15 protein-coding genes and 5 pseudogenes are annotated in these 19,855 nt (G+C 68.8%); 10 read left to right on the forward strand and 10 right to left on the reverse strand.

Annotated elements, in window-relative coordinates; genetic code table 11:
* The first annotated feature begins 641 nt into the window (after positions 1-641).
* Together ACH4LD_RS40430 and ACH4LD_RS40435 are read left to right on the forward strand one after the other, a co-directional pair.
* Entirely contained in the window at positions 642-1,253 is a 612-nt protein-coding gene (locus ACH4LD_RS40430) for a TrmB family transcriptional regulator (RefSeq protein ID WP_398058290.1), read from the forward strand.
* Complete coding sequence (locus ACH4LD_RS40435) at positions 1,250-1,684, forward strand: hypothetical protein (protein ID WP_398106224.1); 435 nt, start codon at positions 1,250-1,252, stop codon at positions 1,682-1,684. The genes ACH4LD_RS40430 and ACH4LD_RS40435 overlap by 4 nt, the downstream gene beginning before the upstream one ends.
* Positions 1,685-1,796: 112 nt before the next feature.
* Here the strand turns inward: ACH4LD_RS40435 and ACH4LD_RS40440 are convergent.
* Both ACH4LD_RS40440 and ACH4LD_RS40445 read right to left on the reverse strand, forming a co-directional pair.
* Positions 1,797-2,096 (reverse strand): annotated as a pseudogene (locus ACH4LD_RS40440) (transposase); the annotation flags it as partial.
* 38 nt (positions 2,097-2,134) lie between these two features.
* On the reverse strand, positions 2,135-3,568 hold the full coding sequence (locus ACH4LD_RS40445) for an endo-1,4-beta-xylanase (RefSeq protein WP_398058289.1): 1,434 nt from the start codon (positions 3,566-3,568) through the stop codon (positions 2,135-2,137).
* A gap of 1,002 nt (positions 3,569-4,570) precedes the next feature.
* Between ACH4LD_RS40445 and ACH4LD_RS40450 the strand changes: the two genes are divergently transcribed.
* Entirely contained in the window at positions 4,571-5,998 is a 1,428-nt protein-coding gene (locus tag ACH4LD_RS40450) for a non-reducing end alpha-L-arabinofuranosidase family hydrolase (protein ID WP_398058288.1), read from the forward strand.
* 272 nt (positions 5,999-6,270) lie between these two features.
* Here the strand turns inward: ACH4LD_RS40450 and ACH4LD_RS40455 are convergent, their stop codons facing one another.
* A complete protein-coding gene (locus ACH4LD_RS40455; RefSeq protein WP_398058287.1) occupies positions 6,271-6,912 on the reverse strand; it encodes a hypothetical protein in 642 nt (213 codons plus the stop codon).
* Between the two features lie 302 nt (positions 6,913-7,214).
* Here ACH4LD_RS40455 and murJ point away from each other — a divergent pair.
* A pseudogene (gene murJ, locus ACH4LD_RS40460) lies at positions 7,215-8,580 on the forward strand (murein biosynthesis integral membrane protein MurJ); the annotation flags it as partial.
* Here murJ and ACH4LD_RS40465 read toward each other — a convergent pair.
* Both ACH4LD_RS40465 and ACH4LD_RS40470 read right to left on the reverse strand, forming a co-directional pair.
* Entirely contained in the window at positions 8,546-8,941 is a 396-nt protein-coding gene (locus ACH4LD_RS40465) for a hypothetical protein (protein WP_398058286.1), read from the reverse strand. The pseudogene murJ and the gene ACH4LD_RS40465 sit on opposite strands and share 35 nt — an antisense overlap.
* Positions 8,942-9,022: 81 nt before the next feature.
* A pseudogene (locus ACH4LD_RS40470) lies at positions 9,023-9,666 on the reverse strand (IS110 family transposase); the annotation flags it as partial.
* Between ACH4LD_RS40470 and ACH4LD_RS40475 the strand changes: the two are divergent.
* Together ACH4LD_RS40475 and ACH4LD_RS40480 are read left to right on the forward strand one after the other, a co-directional pair.
* Positions 9,613-10,135: pseudogene (locus ACH4LD_RS40475) on the forward strand (hypothetical protein). The pseudogenes ACH4LD_RS40470 and ACH4LD_RS40475 sit on opposite strands and share 54 nt — an antisense overlap.
* A gap of 218 nt (positions 10,136-10,353) precedes the next feature.
* Positions 10,354-11,151 carry a GNAT family N-acetyltransferase gene (locus ACH4LD_RS40480; protein ID WP_398058285.1) on the forward strand — a complete coding sequence of 266 codons (798 nt, stop codon included), beginning with the start codon at positions 10,354-10,356 and terminating at the stop codon, positions 11,149-11,151.
* 353 nt (positions 11,152-11,504) lie between these two features.
* Here the strand turns inward: ACH4LD_RS40480 and ACH4LD_RS40485 are convergent.
* Positions 11,505-11,669 (reverse strand): annotated as a pseudogene (locus ACH4LD_RS40485) (IS5/IS1182 family transposase); the annotation flags it as partial.
* A 42-nt stretch (positions 11,670-11,711) separates the two neighbouring features.
* A complete protein-coding gene (locus ACH4LD_RS40490) occupies positions 11,712-12,203 on the reverse strand; it encodes a GNAT family N-acetyltransferase (RefSeq protein ID WP_398058284.1) in 492 nt (163 codons plus the stop codon).
* 104 nt (positions 12,204-12,307) lie between these two features.
* Here ACH4LD_RS40490 and ACH4LD_RS40495 point away from each other — a divergent pair, with 104 nt between their 5' ends.
* Positions 12,308-13,255, forward strand: coding sequence for a LysR family transcriptional regulator (locus ACH4LD_RS40495; protein ID WP_398058283.1), 948 nt, complete (start codon positions 12,308-12,310; stop codon positions 13,253-13,255).
* A 425-nt stretch (positions 13,256-13,680) separates the two neighbouring features.
* On the opposite strand, the gene ACH4LD_RS40500 is transcribed toward ACH4LD_RS40495, so the two are convergent.
* Positions 13,681-16,026: an ATP-binding protein gene (locus tag ACH4LD_RS40500; protein ID WP_398058282.1), complete on the reverse strand. Its 2,346-nt coding sequence runs from the start codon at positions 16,024-16,026 to the stop codon at positions 13,681-13,683.
* Positions 16,027-16,222: 196 nt separating this feature from the next.
* On the opposite strand from ACH4LD_RS40500, the gene ACH4LD_RS40505 reads away from it, so the two are divergent.
* Both ACH4LD_RS40505 and ACH4LD_RS40510 read left to right on the forward strand, forming a co-directional pair.
* Positions 16,223-16,735, forward strand: coding sequence for a hypothetical protein (locus ACH4LD_RS40505; RefSeq protein ID WP_398058281.1), 513 nt, complete (start codon positions 16,223-16,225; stop codon positions 16,733-16,735).
* A 706-nt stretch (positions 16,736-17,441) separates the two neighbouring features.
* Complete coding sequence (locus ACH4LD_RS40510; protein WP_398058280.1) at positions 17,442-17,687, forward strand: hypothetical protein; 246 nt, start codon at positions 17,442-17,444, stop codon at positions 17,685-17,687.
* Positions 17,688-18,239: 552 nt separating this feature from the next.
* Here the strand turns inward: ACH4LD_RS40510 and ACH4LD_RS40515 are convergent.
* Positions 18,240-18,542: a hypothetical protein gene (locus ACH4LD_RS40515; protein ID WP_398058279.1), complete on the reverse strand. Its 303-nt coding sequence runs from the start codon at positions 18,540-18,542 to the stop codon at positions 18,240-18,242.
* Between the two features lie 503 nt (positions 18,543-19,045).
* Positions 19,046-19,237, reverse strand: coding sequence for a hypothetical protein (locus tag ACH4LD_RS40520; RefSeq protein WP_398058278.1), 192 nt, complete (start codon positions 19,235-19,237; stop codon positions 19,046-19,048).
* Between the two features lie 179 nt (positions 19,238-19,416).
* Between ACH4LD_RS40520 and ACH4LD_RS40525 the strand changes: the two genes are divergently transcribed.
* The gene (locus ACH4LD_RS40525; protein ID WP_388243366.1) at positions 19,417-19,629 is read left to right on the forward strand and encodes a cold-shock protein; all 213 of its coding nucleotides are present in this window, start codon (positions 19,417-19,419) and stop codon (positions 19,627-19,629) included.
* Positions 19,630-19,855 lie beyond the last annotated feature (226 nt).

The raw sequence follows: 19,855 nt of genomic DNA on the forward strand, positions 1-19,855 counted from the left end.
TGGCACCAACGCGTCGGCGCGCCCGTGCCGCCGAACGGCCGCGGAGCGGCACGTCCAGTCCGCACTCCTGGTCCTGGGCCGAGGCCCGGTGTCCCGCCGACCGCCGATCATGGCCGGCATGGCGGAACCAGCGGCGAGAACGGAACAAGACACCGCCAGTCTCCGTTCAGGTCGGGCCGCGGGACTGGCGCCCGTGCGCACACATGCGACAAGGACGGCGGCCCTACGGTCGACGGCCGGACCACGGAGGGGAAATCGGACCGAGCTGCCGCGCCATCGTGGCGTCGAAACGTATGGGCCGAGTCCGCGGTAGCGCTGGCGTGGCACTTACGTGTCGGCGCGCTGGAGCGTACGGGCCGAGCCCTCGGCGGCCCGCTCGTGGCACCAACGCGTCGGCGCGCCCGTGTCGCCGAACGGCCGCGGAGCGGCACGTCCAGTCCGCGCTCCTGGTCCTGGGCCGAGGCCCGGTGTCCCGCCGACCGCCGATCATGGCCGGCATGGCGGAACCAGCGGCGAGAACGGAACAAGACACCGCCAGTCTCCGTTCAGCACAGCGGTCGGGCCGCGGGACTGGCGCCCGTGCGCACACATGCGACAAGGACGGCGGCCCTACGGTCGACGGCCGGACCACGGAGGGGAAAATGGAACTTGACGTCGTCGGACTCGGCGATGAAGCACAGCGTGTCTACACGGCGCTGATCGGTCTGCCCCACAGCACCGCCTCCGAGGTGGCACGCGCATCCGGGACGAGTACGAGCGCGGCGGGACGGCTGCTGTCCATCCTGGTGAAAGCGGGTCTCGCGACCAGATCGGCCGGCCGCCCCCCACGCTTCGCCGCCACCGCCCCCGACATCGCGGTCACCGAACTGATCAAGGAACGCGAACGGCAGCTCGACACGGCTCGCGCGTTGGTGCGCCAACTGGCCGACAGACACCGCGAGGCGCAACGGATCGCCGACCCGGACGTCGCCGTAGAAGTGCTCCGTGGCCGTGACGACATCAGCGCCGCCGTCCGCAGGCTCACCGCCGGCGCCCGCCGTCAGATCCGCACCTTCGACCGGCCGCCCTACGTGGACCGCCCCGGCAGCAATCTGGACGACCAGCGCCGCAGACAGCGCTCGGGCGTCATCCACCGCGTACTGTACGACCGGGACGCGGTCGCCTGGCCGGGCCGCCTCCGGGACGACATCCTGCCGAGCATACGCACCGGCGAACAGGCCCGCGTACGACCGCATTGCCGATCAAACTCGTGATCGCCGACGACGCGCAGGCGGTCATCCCCTTCAGCCTCGCCCCGGGCGGACACCTCGTCACGTACCTGATCAACCGCTCACCGATGCTGACCGCGTTGGAAGCACTCTTCGAAGCGGAGTGGGACCGCGGATCGCCCCTCCAGGCCCCCGCGCCGCCCACGGTCCCACCCGCCACCTCCGGCCAGCCCGACCACCTCGCCCTCGTCAAGCTGCTCGCCACAGGCTGCTCGGACGCGGCGATCGCCCGCGCCCAGGGCTGGAGTCAGCGCACCACCCAGCGCCGCATCCGCCATCTGATGACCGAACTGGGCGCCAGCACCCGCTTCCAGGCCGCGGTCCAGGCCGTTCGCCGGGGGTGGCTGGAGGAACCTTCGGAGCCCACCCAGCCCAGAAACGCGGGTGAAGGGGGGATGAACGTCGGAGGCGAATGACGATCTCGGGCAACAGATCAACGACGAGCGACTCGTCCCGGAGTGCCGTAAGAGGTGCGCTCCGGGAGTGCAGGCAGACGCGGCAGAGCTGTGCGAAGAGCCGGCATTCGAAAGGCGTCGGAGAGGTTCCGTCGCGGAGCGTCGCGAAGAGGACATCGGCTCGCCGTCCGACGAGGCAGGGCAGGACCGGGGTGTGATGCTTGCCCTGGGCGATCTTCTTGTCGCAGGAGGGCCGGGATGCCGGGTCGGCCAGGGCGGCGAGCGCGGAGCGGAAGAAGGCTCCTTCGGGCGAGACCCGCGTAGGCAGCGAGGTGGCCGGCGATCGGAATGGTGCTGCCGTCGCCGACCTCGATCAGGATGCGGGCTCGGTCCTGACGCCGGCTGCCGGCATCGACGTCAGGACCTTTGAGAGACGTGAGCCTCTATGCCTCACTACGTAGGAACACGGTGCTAGGTGCGGGTCCAGCGCTGGTTGCTGCCGTTGGAGCAGGAGTAGAGCTGGATCAGGGTGCCGTTGGCGGTGCCGCTCCCGACGGCGTCGAGGCAGAGGCCGGACTGGACGCCGACGATGGATCCGTCGGAGTTGAGGCGCCATTTCTGGTTGTCGCCGCCCCAGCAGCTGTAGATCTGGACTTTGGCGCCGTTGCCCGTGCCGGCGGCGTCCAGGCATTTGTTGCCGTAGACCCTCAACTCGCCGGCGTCGGTGTACGCCCACTGCTGGTTGGTGCCGCTGTGGCAGTCCCACAGCTGGAGCTGGGTGCCGTCGGTGGTGCTGGAGCTGGGCACGTCCAGGCAACGGCCCGAACCGACGCCCTTGATCTGTCCGGAACCCGCCGGGGGCGGCGTGGTGGTGCCGCCGTTGAGTGCGTTGAGGACGGCCGTGTAGGCGGGCTTCTTGCTGCCGTCGCCGTTGAACAGCAGCGGCGTGTCCCCCGATCGCCAGGAGTCGGTGTCGCGCACGCCCCAGACGGTGATGCCGAGGCAGCGCGAGACGGCCAGGCAGTCATTGGTCACGTTGGCGTAGGTCGTCGACGAGGCGCCCTGGATGTCGAGCTCGGTGATGGCCACGTCGACGCCGAGGGCGGCGAAGTTCTGCAGGGTGGTGCGGAAGTTGCTGTTGTAGGGGCTGCCGCTGTTGAAGTGCGACTGGAAGCCGACGCAGTCGATCGGCACACCGCGCTGCTTGAAGTCGCGGACCATGTTGTACACGCCCTGGGTCTTGGCCCAGGTCCAGTTCTCGATGTTGTAGTCGTTGTAGCAGAGCTTGGCCGCCGGGTCGGCGGCGCGCGCGGTGCGGAAGGCGACCTCGATCCAGTCGTTGCCCGTGCGCTGCAGGTTGGAGTCGCGCCGGCCGCCCGAACCGTCGTCGGCGAAGGCCTCGTTCACGACGTCCCACTGGGCGATCTTGCCCTTGTAGTGGCCCATCACGCCGTTGATGTGGTCGATCATCGCCTGGCGCAGTGTGCTGCCGCTGAGGCTCTGCATCCAGCCGGGCTGCTGGGAGTGCCAGGCCAGGGTGTGACCGCGCACCTGCTTGCCGTTCTGCACCGCCCAGTTGTAGACGCGGTCACCGGCGGTGAAGTTGAACTGGCCCCGCTGCGGTTCGGTGGCGTCGATCTTCATCTCGTTCTCGGCCGTCACCATGTTGAACTCACGGCCCGCGATCGTCGTGTACGTCGAGTCGCCCAGCCTGCCCGAGGCGATCGCGGTGCCGAAGTAGCGCCCGCTCTGTGCCGCCGCGGCGCCGAGCGTGCTCTCGGCGGCGTGTGCGGTCGGCGGCGTGACCAGTGCGGTGACCGCACCGAGGACGCCGACGACCAGCGCCAGCAGCAGGCCGCGGATCTTCCGGCGGACAACGGGTCTGGGAAGGGCGTAAGAGCCCATGACTGTGCCTCCGAGGTAGGAATCACGGATGGACTGAAGTGCGGGGGATCGCCGCGTCCGCTCCCGTGCGGCAGGCGGACGGGGCGGCCCGGAGCCCGGGCGGCGCAGAAGTCGACGGCGGCGTCTCGACACAGGCATGGGGTACTCCATCGCGGCTCAGCCGGGGGGTCGTCACCCTGCGTCGCGTATCTCTCCGACTGTGCGAAGAGCCAGGATGCGCTGGTGCGAACCTCACCGGAACGAAACGAGGTGGCGCAGGTGCTGTGGAGCGCGGATCTGATCGTCGGCTGGTCCTGGATCCGCCGGAAGTGCCGGCTGGTGGCCGTGCAGAGCACGGATCGCCCAGGCCGACATGGCTCGGAATTCCGAACCAAGGACCGTTTCCCAAACGCGATGATCGAGGTGGCGACCCTGGGTCGTCAATACTCCTCACAGGAGGAATTTCCGATCGGCTTACGAAACTTTCGGAACCGGGGGCAGCCGGACGGTGAATCACCGCAGACAGGATGGATCAGGCGTCGGTACCGTCCGCACATCGCTGCCGTCCGAGTCAAGTGCCGTTCGAGCCGACCCGTCCAAGGCTCTGACGTGTGCGGTGCGGCGCATGCCATTACGAAGGATTTCGACATAGGTAGCGATACATGCGAGAGGTGTTGACGTCGTTCACCGATTCTCTATCATTCGGGTTGCTCGACCCTTCGACTCTTGTTCGAAATGACGAACGTGTCGAGTCGCTCTATCGCACGACCGGGTAATTCCGGGTGGCGCCGCCTGAAGTCGAGCCGCAAGGAGCCGTAGCGCATGCGAATGTCATGGCCCCGCCAATTACTACGTAGCGCCGTCTTCGGCCATGCCGGCCGGACGCTCGGCGGCACGGTCCGCGTCCCACGAGCGGTCCGCCGTGGTGCTCGCGGACGGCCGCACACCACACCACACCGACAGTCCGGCCGGCCTGTGACGAGGCCGGCCGACACCGCCTACTCAAGGTTGAGGAAGTAATCCATGCCCAGAGGAAGTTTCAGCCGCAGGCATCCGTCTGCGGTGCTCGCCGCCGTGGTCGCGGCTCTGGCCGCGCTGGCGGCGATGCTCGTCGCCTCCCCGGCTCAGGCGGCTTCCAGCGGCGCCTTGCGAGGCGTCGGTTCCGGCAGGTGTCTCGACGTGCCGGGCGCCGGCCAGACCGACGGCACGTACCTGCAGATTTACGACTGCTGGAGCGGGACCAACCAGCAGTGGACGTTGACGGACAGCAACCAGCTCACCGTCTACGGCAACAAGTGCCTGGACGTTCCCGGCCACGCCACCGCGGCCGGTACCCGGGTGCAGATCTGGACCTGTTCCGGCGGGGCGAACCAGCAGTGGCGGGTGAACTCCGACGGCACGGTCGTCGGCGTTGAGTCCGGGCTGTGCCTGGAGGCCGCGGGCGCCGGTACGGCCAACGGGACAGCGGTGCAGATCTGGACGTGCAACGGCGGCAGCAACCAGAAGTGGACCGGCCTGTCCGGGACCTCGACCCCGCCGGACGGCACGTGTGCTCTTCCGTCGACGTACCGATGGACGTCGACGGGTGTGCTGGCGCAGCCGGCGAACGGGTGGACCGCGGTGAAGGACTTCACCACGGTGACGTACAACGGCAAGCACCTGGTCTACGCGTCGAACGTCTCGGGGTCCTCCTACGGCTCGATGATGTTCGGTCCCTTCACGAACTGGTCGGACATGGCGTCGACCGGCCAGACCGGCATGAGCCAGGCCGCGGTGGCGCCCACGCTGTTCTACTTCGCGCCCAAGAACATCTGGGTGCTGGCGTACCAGTGGGGTGCCTGGCCCTTCATCTACCGCACGTCGAGCGACCCCACCAACCCCAACGGCTGGTCCGCTCCGCAGCCGCTGTTCACCGGGAGCATCTCCGGCTCCGACACCGGCCCGATCGACCAGACCCTGATCGCCGACGGCCAGAACATGTACCTGTTCTTCGCCGGTGACAACGGCAAGATCTACCGGGCGAGCATGCCGATCGGGAACTTCCCGGGCAACTTCGGCTCGTCGTACACGACCGTCATGAGCGACACGAAGGCCAACCTCTTCGAGGCGCCGCAGGTCTACAAGGTGCAGGGCCAGAACCAGTACCTCATGATCGTCGAGGCGATGGGTGCGAACGGCCGCTACTTCCGCTCCTTCACCGCCTCCAGTCTGAGCGGCTCGTGGACCCCCCAGGCCGCCACCGAGAGCAACCCCTTCGCGGGCAAGGCCAACAGCGGCGCCACCTGGACCAACGACATCAGCCACGGTGACCTGGTCCGCAACAACCCCGACCAGACCATGACCATCGACCCCTGCAACCTGCAGTTCCTCTACCAGGGCAAGTCCCCCAACGCGAGCGGCGACTACAACCAGCTGCCGTGGCGGCCGGGCGTCCTCACCCTGCAGCGCTGACCCGGCCCGCCCAACCCGTCGGCGACCGGCCCCACCCTGATGGGGCCGGCCGCCGCCTTCCGCCACAACCACCCGGCGCCACTTCGGCGATCACCGGAGCGCGCCATGAAGCAGACGGGCAGCGGGCCGTCCACGCCGCCGTCCAACGGCGCCTGGAACAGATGCGGGCCCGCACCGCCCCGAACGTGCCACCCCTCCTGACGCCCGCCTCACGCCTCCCCGCCCGGCCGCACGGCCGGCAACGTCCGGCCCGCTGAGAGGGGCAGCGCGACTCAGTAGATGGTGACGGACACCCCGCACAGGCCGCGAGACTGTGCCGCGGCCTGCCGCCACATCCGCAGCGGACCGTCCAGGACGCTCTCCTCATCGTCGCCGTAGGCCAGCCAGTCCTGGTCCTCGGCCTGCGCACGTTCGTGCGCCGTGAAGCGAAGTGCCTGCTCGACGGCGGGAAGTGTCCGGCGCACCTGGGCGGAGGTGAGGAGGAAGTTGCCGCACCAGCCAGGCAGGAGGACGGCTCGGTCGGGGCCTATGGCGTGGAAGAGGACTCTCAGCGCGTACTCCTTGCTCTGGACGGAAAGGAAGATGTCTTCCGCGTCGGCGATCCGGTCCCACACACCGTTGAGCAGGGAGAAGTCCTCGGGCGGCAGGCCGTCGTACAGCTTCTGCACGTGCTCCCCGGAGGTGGTCAGCTCAAGGAAGGACTCCAGCGCGTCCGCCTGGCTTCGGCTGAACTGACCGAAGGGCTTCCACCAGGTCCTGAAGTCCGGCAGAGGTTCGCGGCGCCAGCGTTCCCAGCGTTCGCGTGCGAGCGGCTCGTCCCGCTCCGCGGCGATCAGCGGGAGCAGCCGCGGAGCCAGAGCGCTGATGAAGTCGTCGTCGTGGGCGCTGATGGACCAGGCCGAGGTGATACCCATGGTGAGGACCGTACGAGGCGCCACTGACAAGCTCGTTCTCAGCGGCCCGGGGGCTGACCGACTGCCGCACTCCTCTGGCGGCGACTTCGGCCTGCGCACGCTCGCCCGTGCTGCTGTCTGCCGAGAACGGCCCGCAGCGCCAGGGATGGGGCTTGTTGCGTGACGCCGGCAAATCGGGGACGTGGGACCGTGAGGACATAGGTTGACGGCATGGTCGAGGGGGCGAACTCAGCGGCGCAGACCATGCCGCGGGAGCAGCAGAGGAAGGGGCGGCAGGCCGCCCGGCGGAAGAAGGACAAGGGCCCGATGGCGGACGCGCTTACGAGCAGCGTCTGGTCACGCTCGTGGTCTGTGTACTGGGCGTGGGGACGGCACTGGCGGTGTGGGCGGCTCCGCAGATCGTGGGTCTGTACATGCGGGACACCCCGGACAGTCACAGGGCCTTCGAGCTGACGGTGACGTTCGCGCGCTTCCTGTTGCCGCAGATCTTCTTCTACGGGTTGTTCAGCATCGGGGCAGGTGCTGAACGCCCGCGAGAAGTTCGGCGCGATGATGTGGACCCCGGTACTGAACAACGTCGTGCTGGTCGCCATGTTCGCCGCCTACCTGGGGCTGATGACGGTTCCCGACCGGGTGGAGGACATCACCGCCGACCAGGTGAAGTTGTTGGGGATCGGGACGACGGCAGGCATCGCCCTGCAGGCATTGACGCTGATCCCGTTCGCGCGGGCATCCGGTTTCCGTTTCCGCCCGCGGTTCGACTGGCGAGGAACCGGCCTGGGCAAGAGCATCCACGCGGCAAAGTGGACGCTGCTGTCCGTCCTGGCCAACCAGGTCGTCCTGACAGTGGTCACGAACTACGCCAATGCCGCCGACCAGGAGCTGCCGCAAGCCGGCGCTGGCTACTCGGCCTACACGTACGCGCAGACCATCTGGATGCTGCCACAGTCGATCGTGACGGTGTCCCTGGTGACGGCCTCGCTGCCGCGTATGAGCCGGGCCGTCGCTGAGGGGCGTATCCCAGATCTACGCGCGGACCTGTCCCGGGTGCTGCGGATCAGCGGCGTGGTCATCGTGCCCGCCGCGTTCCTCTTCCTCGCTCTGGGGCCGCAGATCTCATCGCTGCTGTTCGCCCACGGGGCGGCGGACGCCGCCTCAGCCCGCCCGCTGGGGTACCTGCTGCAGGCGTTCGGACTCGGACTCATCCCGTTCTCCGCCCAGTACCTGCTGTTGCGCGGCTTCTACGCGTTCGAGGACACCCGCACACCGTCCTTCATGGCGGCCTGGATCGCGGGCGTGAACATCGCCCTGGCCACCGCCTGTCATGTGCTCCTGCCCGCCCGCTGGGCGGTCGTCGGCATGGCCGGGGCCTTCACCCTCTCCTATGTGGCCGGTCTCGCACTCACCGCGCATCGGCTGCGCAGGAGACTTGGGAGCCGTATCGACGACGGCGGCCTGCGCCGCACCTACGTGAAACTGTTCTGCGCCGCGGGCCCGGCTGCAGGGCTGGGGTGGTTCACAGCGCGTGCGTGCGCGGACCTGGGAGGTGGAACGTGGCCTACGGCCATCGCACTGGTTGCCGGGGCGCTCGCAACAGCCATGGGATATCTCCTTCTCGCCCGGCTGATGAAGGTCAGCGAGTTGCGTCGCCTGCCCGGGATGCGTTGAGTCCGAATGGACGAGGCTGTGGACAGTCCTGCGCGCGGTTGGCGATGTAGTCCGTCCAGTCGCGCTTGGCCAGGGTGGCCCACCGGCACGCGTTGCTCACGCTGGTACCCCTGACTTCAGCAAGGATTGACGCAGGAACGTTGGCGGCCAAGACCAGGCGGGCGGCGTTGCGACCGGCAAGTCCCTTGAGGTTGTGATTGCGGAGCTGAATGACGATCGACTGCAGGCTCAGCGGACGAGCCGGGTTGTGGCTCGGGAAGAGCCATGGGGTTGTGCTGGCGGAGCGGTTGTTCTGCCAGGCCGCTTCGGCTTGCTCCAGGCGTTGCCGGACCAGGGCCGAGATGCGGGGCGGCAGCTCCACATGGTGGTCGTTCAGGTGCAGGCGCTCGGTGTCGGCGGGGCGCAGTGGGTGGTGCGTTCAGCCAGGCGGCCTGTCCCGGCCGCGCTGGCGGCCGGCTCGCTTGAGCGCGGCGTGGATCTGGGTGCGGGTCAGCCGCGCTGCCCGTGCCGGAGTCGGGGCGGTCTTGAGGAGTTCGCGGGCCTCGCCGACACAGGCCGTTCGTCCAGGCCGCGAAGGCGGCCAGGGCGGCCGTGTAGTACTCGCGCAGCAGGGACCTGAGCTGGTTGGCGAGCTGCTGCCGGTTCCACAGAGAGTCCTGCTGGGCACGCGCCAGGACAGCGATCGCGCGGCCGAGGTCGGAGTCGTCAGGCAGCAGCCGGTGGGCGTGCTATCGGTACGGAGGATGTTGGCCAGGACGAGCGCGTCGCCGGGTCGGACTTCTTGCGGGAGACGCTGTGCCGGTCGCGGTAGCGGGCGGCGGCCATCGGGTTGATCGCGAAGACCCTGCGCGTGCCCGTCCGCAGGACTGCGACCAGCAGGCCGCGGGAGGTCTCGATCGCCACCGGGATCGGGTTCTCGGCGGTGTCGCCGTACTCGGCTAGCAGTTCCAGCAGGATCTTGTAACCGGCCGCGTCGTCGGTGATGTGCCGCTTCGCCAGCAGCTGGCCGGTGTCGTCGACCAGGGCGACGTCGTGGGTTCGTTCGGCCCAGTCGATTCCGCAGTAGATCAAAATTCCCCTCCCCATACCGCTACCAGGCACCAGGCACCAGTCACTCACACCTCCCAAGGAACTCCCCACCGTCGACGTCACGACCGTGGCGGTGACCGCCGGATTCTCCGTCAACGCCTGGACCATCGCCGGTTCCCCGACTGGAACCGCCGGGCCGGCGACGCGATGGATGCCCTCTGCCGGACCGCCGCGCGACGCCCCGACGACCGGGACCTGCTGGGCTTCGTAGGCGAACTCGCCGTCCTGAGCGACGAGTTCGCCGACCTGTGGGCCGCACATCCGGTTGGGGTATGCGGCTCCACCGCCGAGCGCTACCACCACCCGCTCATCGGCCCTCACCCTCGACGAAGAAGTCATGCATCTGCCGACCGACCCAGGACAGAGCCTCGTCGTCCTCCACGCCGCACCCGACTCACCCTCCGCAGCAGCCCTCCAGCTCCTCGCCACAACCCACCGCCACGGCCGTGGCCGCCACAGCCCGTAAGACACCGCCGGCCTCGGCACCGCCTCCTGCGCCGCGGTCAGAGCCCGCGCACGGCAGGTCAACCACCCATGGGCGCCCCCTGACGACCGAACCGAACAGGGGACTGGCCATACTGATGCTGCTCGACATCAACCGACCAGCGGCATTGACTCAACCTTCAGTCAGGTATGTCTCATGTCACTTACATGAGTAACTCTCAAGGTAACTAGACTGACATCATGACTTCAGCTCTTCCTGGCGCGCGGGTCGATGCCGCCGTCACCGCCTGGGGCGAGGCACTGCGTCGTATCGCCGCCGCCGAACCCCGCATGCGCCAGTACGCCGGCCGGCACGAGACGTACATGGTGTTCACCGGGAGCCCGGCCGAGAGCACCAACGGTGTCTTCTCCTTCGGCAGGTCCCCGGACCCCGAGGAGATCGGCCGACTCGCGGACCGTGCGGCCGAGACGGCCAAGTCCTTCCCGGAACCGGTGCCCTGGTGCCTGCAGGTGCGTGACCGGCCGGACGAGCGGGTCCGTGCGGTGGCCCGCGGCCATGGCATGACCCAGACGTCCTGGGAGCCGTTCCTGGTGCGGGACCTGAACGCCGCCCCACCGGCCCGCGACACCGGCGGCACGCTGCGGGTCCGCGTCCTGACGGGGGCCGAGTACGACCTCTACGTCCGTGCTCTCGGCGCCGGCTTCGAAGCGCCCGCGGAGATGTTCGCCTCGCTGTTCACCGCAGCGGTCATGGACGCTCCCGGTATCACCGCCTACGTGGGCGAGGTGGGGGGAGAGCCGGTGTCCACGGCGATGAGCATCGTCACGGACGGCCACGTCGGAGTCTTCAACATCTCCACGGCCCCCGACCACCGCAGGCGCGGCTACGGCGCCGCGCTCACCGAGGAAGTGGTGTCCCGTGGACGGGTCGCCGGTGCCGGCACCGCCTACCTGCGCTCCACCGACATGGCCCTCCCCCTGTACACGTCGCTCGGGTTCGAGCTGGTGGAGCACTGGACCTACCTCAGCGCTCCGTGAGTCCGCTCGCCCCACCCGGTGACCGGACCGACCGCTCCGCCGCCCGCAGCGGACCGCGCGGCTAGGACTTGTCCGGCCGATCATGCACGAAGCCAGATGACGAGGGCTGCGGCAGTCGCGGTCCCGAGGAAGACGTAGCCGCGTTTGTCGTAGCGGGTGGCCACGGCCCTAGGTCCTGTCGTCAAACTCCCGTCGTCCGCCCGGAGGGCGGGCCGTGCGGCGTCAGGTGCGTGCTCTCGCCGTGCCGGCCACAGGCCCTCGTACTGGGCGTACTCGGGTCTGGGGCCGGTGCGGCGAGAGTGCGTGCATGGCGTCGCGCGGCAGACGGGAGTTTGACGACAGGGCCTAGCGTGCTTGAGCCGGTTGATCGCCCGTTCGACGGTGTTGCGTTTCTTGTACCGCTCTTCGTCGAAGCCGGGTGGCCGTCCGCCGCGTGACCCTTTGCGCAGTCGGGCGGCCTGGCTGTCGGTCTTCTCCCGAATCGTGTGCCGGATGCCCCGGCGCCGCAGGTACTCGCGGCCAACCGTGGCGAAGCAGATGACGGGCTTCGGGCCGGGGCGTCACTTCAGTTCCATGAGGGTGTCGGCGCGGGCGAAATAGTCGGCCACCGGGAGTCTGCTGCGGTTGATCCTGACAAACCCGGCTTCCTCGTAGAGGTGGATGGCGGGAGCCAGCTTGCTGTTCGTGCCGAGGAAGAGCCGGGTCCCACCGAGTGCCTGGGCGCGGTCGATCGCTGAGGCTATGAGTTGGCGGCCGATGCCGTTTCCCTGCGCGGCGGGGGCCACGGCCATCTTCGCCAACTCGAGCACGGCGTCCGGGTAGGCCAGAAGGGCGACGCACCCGACGACGGTGCCGCTGCCGGGCTCGCGGGCCAGGAGCACGTCGCCGCCCGGGTCCACGATACGGCCGAACGGATCTCCGAGAACCGCCCGGTCCTCTTCCTGCAGCGTGAACAGGCGCGAGATCCACTCCTCGTTCAACGCGCGGAACGCGTCGGCATCACTCTGTGAGGCGATCGAGGAGACCACGGTCGGGGCGGATGTGTGGCGCATGAGGCGGGTTTCCTTTCGGGTGCGGCTCTTCCCGTGAGCAGCTTCCGGCCCCAGCCACTCATATGTCCAATACAAGCGATAGCCTCGATCGATAACTTTGAACTATGGATCAGCGTATCGAGCTCCGCCACCTGCGGTACTTTCTGGCTGTGGCCGAGGAACTCCACTTCGGCCGTGCCGCCCAGCGGCTGAACATCGCCCAGCCCGCTCTGTCCCAGCAGATCAGGCAGCTTGAGAAGATTGTCGGTGTTGAGCTGTTCCGGCGGACCTCTCGAAGCGTCCGCCTCACAGACGCGGGAGCGACGTTCCAGCCACGGGCGAGGGACCTTCTGGGCCGCCTGGCGGCCGACCTCGACGAGGCCGGCCGTGTCGGGCGCGGCGAGGCCGGTCGCCTGGATCTCGCCTTCATCACGTCCGCCACTGCGATCGTCAGTGAACGGCTCCGTGAATTCTCCCGCCGCTGCCCAGACGTGCAGATCAAGCTGCACGACGGCTTCACGGTCGACGTGCTGGCGGCCCTGGAGCGGGGCACAGCCGACATCGGGATCGTGCGGGATGCCGAGGAGCGAGACGATATCGACCTTTCCCCGCTGATGACGGAACGGTTTGTCGCCGTCGTCCCCACCGAGCACCCCGCAGCAAGGGGTGACCGTGTGGAAGCAACGGCGCTGGCCGCTGACCCGCTGATCCTTTTCCCACGTACAGCAGGGGCTAAAGCGTTCGACGTGAACACACAGCCGTTGCGGGACGCCGGCATCGACGTCCAGGTCGCGCAAGAGTGCTCGCACTGGCACACCATCATCATGTTCGTCGCCGCCGGCCTTGGCGTCACCATCGCCCCCTACAGCGTCACGACGCTGCTCCCCGCAGGCGCCCGACGTCTCGAACTCGACGGGTCTACCGCAGTGAGCCGGATCTTCATGGCCACCCGTCACGGAGACAACCGTCCCCTCGTGAAAACCTTCGTCGCAGTATCCGAGTCCGTGACAGGTCGTGGCTACGACCGACGGCAAAAACGCGTTGACCTGCCGAGCGAGCACTTCCACGGCTGATGGCGCTCCGTGACGACGGCCAGCGGTACTCTTCGCCTTCCTTTCGCTGACAGTTGAAGCGTGCGGGGCGGCGATCAACCGCGCGCTGACCTGGCCGGCCGGTGGGCCCGGAGCCACAGGCTGTGGTCTGCCGGCCAACGCCTGGCGTTCAACTCATGCGCGGACGGGGCACCGCTGGACCGATTCACCATGGTGCGCAGCGGATCACGACAGACCGTCTACGCAGTCAGGGCCCTCAGTACGTTCGGCCGCGAAAGTGTGTCGAGCCAGGTGAGCGGATGTGCCCGTGGGTCTGCGTCGCCGCCTTCTCGGCGATCGGACCGGGCGACGCTGGTGGCGGTGCGGCTGCCGATGTCCAAGGCTCACCGACCGGGCACGCGCGTCGTACGTGATGTCGTCAGGCTCGGGCACGGCTGCGCGCGACGTCACTCGGTGCGGGCACGGCCCTCCTGTCTTCGCCCGTAGGTCCAGACCGCCAGTTGGGACCGGGAGGAGAAGCCGAGTTTGGTGAGGATCCGTTCGACGTGGTTCTCGGCGGTGCGCTGGGCGATCACGAGCTGGGTGGCGATCTGCTTGTTGGTCAGGCCCTGCGCGATCAGGTCCGCGACTTGCCATTCGCGCCGGGTGAGAGGCGGCCCCGAGCCGGGATCGCGTTCGCCGTTCGCGGGCGGCGACTCGTCGAGCACGTATGCCAGGGCCTGGGCCACCGTGGCGTCGGCGCCGTGCCGGAAGGCCCGGTCGAAGTCGGCTGAGGTGAGGGCCGTGCGCACCCGCTCCTCGAACCGGCGGCGCTCGTGGCGCATGAACGGAGCGGTGCTGAGGGTCCCTCCGATCGACTCCCACAGCAGGTGCAGCACGCCGAGCAGCCGGGCCGCGTGCCGTGGGTCCTCGGCGCTGCTCCAGGCGAGGACCTCCACACACATGGCGATGTCCCACCAGTCCTGGAAGGGACGCATGAGACGGCTGGCGCGGCGGGCCAGCGCGCCCGCCCCCCGCGCGTCGCCGGCCCGCCGGGCCAGCAGGCTCCCGGCGAACAGGGCCATCCCCCTCAGCCACGACTCGCCGTGCGCCTCGGTGACCGCCTCAGCCTCGTGGCACAGCCGCGCAGCCCGCTTCATGTCGCCCGCGTGGGCGTGGACGATGGCGAGCTTGACGGTGCACTCGACAGCCGCGTCGAGATGACCCGCCGCTTGGAACGCCGTGGACGCCTCCTCGAACAGCTCGGCGGCGCACGTGTACTCCTCCTGCCAGGTGGCGAGCACGGCACGATGGTGCAGGGCCCAGGACGCCGCGTCCACATCGCCGTGGCGCTCGGCGACCTTCGCGGACTCGTCCAGAGCGGCGATTGTCCCGCTGTCCACGTGGCCTTGCAGGATACCCAGGTAGGCGTAGGTGCCCAGGGCCAGCGAGTGCAGCGGGGCGGCGCAGGCGTCCGGGGCGGCCAGCAGGCGGCTGAGCCAGCGCCGGCCCTCGGCGAGCGAGCCCGCCGTGATCCAGTAGTGCCGCGGGGAGACCGCGAGGGCCAGGCCGGCCGCCGTCTCGCCGGGCTGCTCAAGGCAGTACTCCAGTGCCGCCCGCAGATTGGCGTGGTCGAGCCGCAACCGGGTGAACCACTCCACCTGCCGTGGGCCGAACCACTCGTCCCCGGCCCGCGTGGTCAGGCCGAGGCAGTGGTCGCGATGCCGGCGGCGCAGCACGGCCAGCTCCCCCGACTCGGCCAGGCGTTCCAGCCCGTACTCCCGCACGCTCTCCAGCATCCGGTAGCGGGACCGGCCGTCGTACTGCCGGTGGATCAGCACCGACTTCTCCACCAGTCCGTCGAGGACGTCGAGTAACGCGGTGGCAGGCAGGCCGTCGTCGGCGCAGACTCCCTCGACGCCCTCCAGGTCGAAGCCGCCGCGGAACACCGAGACCCGGGCCCACAGCGCGCGTTCCTCGGCGCTGCACAGGGCGTGGCTCCAGCCGATCAGCTCGCGCAGGGTGCGCTGCCTGGGTACGGCGGTACGGCTGCCGGTGGTCAGGAGCGCGAAGCGGTCGGTGAGCCGATCGAGGATCTCCCGCGGGGTGAGGGTACGCAGCCGGGCAGCGGCGAGTTCGATCGCGAACGGCAGCCCGTCCAGCCGGTGCACGAGCCGGGCCACCACCTCGGCGTTCTGCTCGGTGACGGTGAAACCGGAGCATACGGCGGCGGCCCGTTCGGCGAACAGCACGACCGCCGGGCAGCCGAGGAGTTCGCCGAGGGAGTGCTGCCGGTCGGGGTCCACGACGGGCAGCGGCTCCACGGGGAAGACGTGTTCCGCGGTGACGCCGAGCGCCTGACGGCTGGTCGCCAGGATGCGCACTCCGGGTGCCGTGCGCAGCAGCGTTTCGACAAGCCGGGCACAGGCGTCGACGAGGTGCTCGCAGTTGTCGAGCACCAGCAGAACCTGTCTGTCGCGCAGGTGGGCCACGAGCGCCTCGGTCGCGCCGGCCCTGTCCCGTCCCGGGTTGGCCAGGCCGATCGCGGTGCCGAGGCTCTGCGCCAGGAGGTCGGCCTCCCGCAGGTCAACCAGTTCGACGACGTGGATGCCGTCGGGGAAGATCCGGCCCGCGTTACGGGCCACCCGCAGGGCGAGCCGGGTCTTGCCCACGCCGCCGACCCCGGTCAGCGTGACCAGGCGGGTGCTCGACAGGAGCCGTCGGACCCGGGTGGTCTCGGCGCGTCGGCCGATCAGCGTGCTCAGTTCGGCGCTCACGCCGCCGGCCGTCGTCACGAGTGCTCCCGCTCCCATGCGCGATCACTGTAGTGGCTGTTGTTTTTGAGTATTCCTCCCCTGTTCCCGCCGGGACGGTCACGCCGAGACTCGTCGTCGGGTAGAGCCGGAGATTTCGCGAGGTGGGTGTGCTGACGGGGCCGGAACGAGCGCAACGGCCGGGTGAACTGGTGCGGTCCTACCGGGGTGTTCCGCCCCGGCGGTCCTGGGGGTCATGGTCGTCGCGGTCATTGTCTTCATCGAGCTGTGCACCATGTGGGGCGACTACTCCTCGGACGGGGGGTTCCTGACGGGGTTCACCGTCGTCATCGCGGTCATGGTGCTGTGTGTGGCGCTCATCGTGCGGCACACCCGGATCTGGACCGACCTGCACGAGGGGGGCTTCCGGATCGAGCGGCCGGGACGGGGGCCCGTCGGGCACACGTGGCGGGAGATCGCCGCGATCAAGTCGGAGCGGGTCCGGGTCCTCACGGGCTTCTCCCACTCGCAGGACGTACTCAAGACGGTGATCGTGCCCTACGCGGGCCCCCGGATCCGGTTCCAGGCGCTGGACTTCTCGCGGTCACACCGGGCAAGAGCCTGTGGTGCGCGCGCGACACCGTCGAGGGCCTCGTCGCCCAGGCCGCCTGGCGTGTCGGTGCCGACCGGGCGGCACGGTGTCTTGCCGAGCTGCGCGACGGTGGTGAAGCGCACCTCGGGCCGATGGCGTTCACCAGGGCCGGCATGACGATCCCTCCGTTCACCGACGTCGTCCCCTGGTTCCGGGGCGGCTTCGTCAAGGCGAATCCGGAGGATGGTGTGCAGCTGCGGGTGGCCGGTCCCGCCAAGCTCGTCGGCAGCACCGCTCTGTCTCCCAGGCCACCAAGGCGGGCTACCGCACCGAGGGTGACCTGTTCGAGGTCTGGGACCTGTTGCATCGTCCCGGCACGGACTACGTCGCGTTGCGCATCATGCTCGCCGAGGCATCGAGTCTGCCGGCCTGAACTGATGGGAGTTCTCGTCTTGACACGTGAAGATCAGCACATCACCGGACCACGCCGCACCCGCGGCGCCCGCACGTGGGCGACCGTCCCGTGGGTCGCCGTGGTCCTGGCCGTGGGGCTCGTCGGCTGCGGCAGAGCGGGCGGTGACTCGGCATCGCCGTCACCGGTCCCGGACACCCCCAGCCCCAGCCCCACGGCGACCACCTTGGGCGGCATGAGCGTGAACTGGTGCGACGGAAAGGTCCCCTACAACACCGGGGCACACTACGCCGGCCAGGGACCGCACCCGGCGGTCCTGATCCAGCTGGACGACCCCAGCGGCAGCCTCCCCACCCCCCGGCCCATCCAAGAGCTTCCCTCGCCATGGGCACCCGGCGTGCACAACGGCCGGGAGGACACCCAACTGGTCATCTGCATAACCCCGCGTAGCATCGGTCGCACAGTTGGCGAGTGTGCTACGGCCCACTGCTTTCCGCGCCCCAGCGCATCGACGTCGTCGACACCACCTACGACGTCACCGTCCGGGCGGCGGACACCGGGCACCTCGTCACCACCGTCGTACTGCAGGGCAACGCCGACCCGCAGGACTCCTGCCCCAACTTCATGACCCAGAACGCGGACAGTATCCTCCGGGCACTGACCCCCACCGCGGTCGCAGCCGAACTCAAGCCAGTCCTTGCCGGTCCAGCCCGCTGAAGCCCTGCGGCCGGACACCGGAGGGTGTGCGCCTGTGGGTGGCCCGCCTCGCCAAGGCCCGTCGCAGCAGCGGATTCGAGTACGCGCGCCGCAGACCCGACGTCGCCCCGTGGAAGAGGGCCCTGGCCGCCGGGCCTGCGGCTCAGTTCCCGCCGGGGAGACGGGACTGAGGGGCGCTCACCGCTTGCCTCATCCAGCCCGTGCCACCCCTTCAAGCCCCCGGACGAAAGCACAGGCCAGTGTGGTTTCGTCCGCAAGGAAGGGGCTGAAGCGTCCAGGGCCTCCGCAATCCCTCCCGACGGCGAAGGGGACTGCGTGAGTGGTTCAAAGAGTCTGTGCTCCTCGAAAGGCGAAGTCACAACAGCATGCCGTCGGCGGGTGGTTCCGGTTCACAGGTGGAAAGCCCGGTGTCGGGCTGAGCCGGACGCTGTTCCCGGACCCGGTCGGTGAGCAGCGGGCGCACCCCGGCCAACCGCATGGCTGCGCCGGGGGGCGACCCCGCCCCCTTCGCCTCGGCCGTGACCGGATCACGGCCGAGCTGCTCAGCTCGGATCAAGATGTGGCCGCTTCCCGCGGCCCATGCGCGTCGTTCTTCGGTGAGGCGTGCTTCGTCTTCGGCGGTGTCGGTGCCGGCGGCGCGGTTTCCGTAGCCGCGGTGGACGACGAGGAGCTGATTCTTGTCTTGTCCCCGTACTTGTCGCGGTAGGCGATCACCGCAGGGCCGGCTCCACTGGAGTGGGCGGGGAACTGCTTGTCGGTGCTCCAGCCGCCGTTGGTGGTGTAGGTGGCCCACCACAGTTTCTGGTCGTTGCCGCCGTGGTCGCGACGGATGCAGTACAGCTTGCTGTCGAACACTGCCAGGCCCGGCCCTTCCAATCTGTGATGGGCGGGCAGCTGGCGCTCGGTACCCCATCCGGCGCTGGTGCTGTAGCTGATGTGCTGCAGGCTGTGGTGTTGTTGCCGCGGTACACGCAGTGGAGGCTGTAGACCGCCAGGGCCGGGTTTGCCGAGGTACCGACGTTCAGCTTGACGTCGCGGCTCCGTCCCGTAGACGGGGTCCAGGTGGTGTGCCACAGGTGCGCCGAACCGCTGCCCCGGTGGACGCAGTGAAGCTTGGTGCCGAACACCGCCAGGGCTGGGCCCACGGAGCTGGAGTGGGCGCCGAGACGGGTGTCTGTGCTCCACCTTCCCGTGGCCGGATCAAAGGTGGTGTGCCACGGGTCCTTGTCGTTGCCGCTGCCCCGGTACACGCAGTGGAGCCGCCCTTCGAAGGAGGCCAGTGCCGGTCCGCCTTCGCTCGAATGCGCCCCGAACAAAGTGTCCTCGCTCCATCCCTTGTCCGGGTCGTAGACCGTCCATCAGAGCCTGGAGTCGGACGGGGAGCCGCGGTGGGCGCAGTGCAGCTTGCCCTGGTGCTCGGCCAGCGCCGGATTCGAGGCACTGTGGTGGGCGGTGAACTTCTCGTCCTTGCTCCATTCCTCCCGGGTCTCGTAGACCGTCCACCACAGGTTGGTGTCCTCGTTGGGCTTCAGACTGATCGGAATGAGCATGCCCGGAGCGATCCAGGGAGAGACACCTTGACCGTTTGCCAGGTGAGTTTGATCGCCTGGATCCGTTCTCTTTGTGCGACAAGGTCGGGGATTCCCAGGATCGTCCCCGACATCGGGAATGATCAGCTCATTGGGCGTCCTGCACGTCCAGTCCGAGTACGTGATTCGAGGGAGTGAATATGGCGGAGCGGCAGTCCGGCACCGTGAAGTGGTTCAACGACGAGAAGGGGTTCGGCTTCATCACCCCTGAGACCGGGCCGGATCTCTTCGTGCACTTCAGAGCGATCAGGGGGGACGGTTTCAAGAGTCTCAAGGAAGGCCAGAAGGTGTCGTTCATCGCGGTGCAGGGCGAGAAGGGTATGCAGGCGGACGAGGTTGTGGCGGAGGCCTGAGCCCCGGATCAGGGAAAGCGTCTGTTGCCGGCCCGGAGCTGAGTCGGTTGCCGGGCCGTGCGGCAGCAGACGACGCTGCCCCAGGGGCCAATACGTCCGCGGTCAGTGTGGAAACCAGCCGGTCGTCAAACTCTCCTGGCATACGGTCAAGATCCCCCGTCAGGGGTCACCCTGTTGTCCCGTTCCATGTGATCGTGACCGTTTGTCAGGTGATCTCACCGCCCCG

Source organism: Streptomyces sp. NPDC017676, assembly GCF_044329325.1.
Taxonomy (GTDB): Bacteria; Actinomycetota; Actinomycetes; order Streptomycetales; family Streptomycetaceae; genus Streptomyces.

Coding starts and splice junctions, on each gene's coding strand:
- ACH4LD_RS40430 (WP_398058290.1), top strand. CDS start 642: ATGGAACTTGACGTCGTCGGACTCGGCGATGAAGCACAGCGTGTCTAC.
- ACH4LD_RS40445 (WP_398058289.1), bottom strand. CDS start 3,568: ATGGGCTCTTACGCCCTTCCCAGACCCGTTGTCCGCCGGAAGATCCGC.
- ACH4LD_RS40450 (WP_398058288.1), top strand. CDS start 4,571: ATGCCCAGAGGAAGTTTCAGCCGCAGGCATCCGTCTGCGGTGCTCGCC.
- ACH4LD_RS40455 (WP_398058287.1), bottom strand. CDS start 6,912: ATGGGTATCACCTCGGCCTGGTCCATCAGCGCCCACGACGACGACTTC.
- ACH4LD_RS40480 (WP_398058285.1), top strand. CDS start 10,354: ATGACTTCAGCTCTTCCTGGCGCGCGGGTCGATGCCGCCGTCACCGCC.
- ACH4LD_RS40490 (WP_398058284.1), bottom strand. CDS start 12,203: ATGCGCCACACATCCGCCCCGACCGTGGTCTCCTCGATCGCCTCACAG.
- ACH4LD_RS40495 (WP_398058283.1), top strand. CDS start 12,308: ATGGATCAGCGTATCGAGCTCCGCCACCTGCGGTACTTTCTGGCTGTG.
- ACH4LD_RS40500 (WP_398058282.1), bottom strand. CDS start 16,026: ATGGGAGCGGGAGCACTCGTGACGACGGCCGGCGGCGTGAGCGCCGAA.
- ACH4LD_RS40505 (WP_398058281.1), top strand. CDS start 16,223: ATGGTCGTCGCGGTCATTGTCTTCATCGAGCTGTGCACCATGTGGGGC.
- ACH4LD_RS40520 (WP_398058278.1), bottom strand. CDS start 19,237: ATGCTCATTCCGATCAGTCTGAAGCCCAACGAGGACACCAACCTGTGG.
- ACH4LD_RS40525 (WP_388243366.1), top strand. CDS start 19,417: ATGGCGGAGCGGCAGTCCGGCACCGTGAAGTGGTTCAACGACGAGAAG.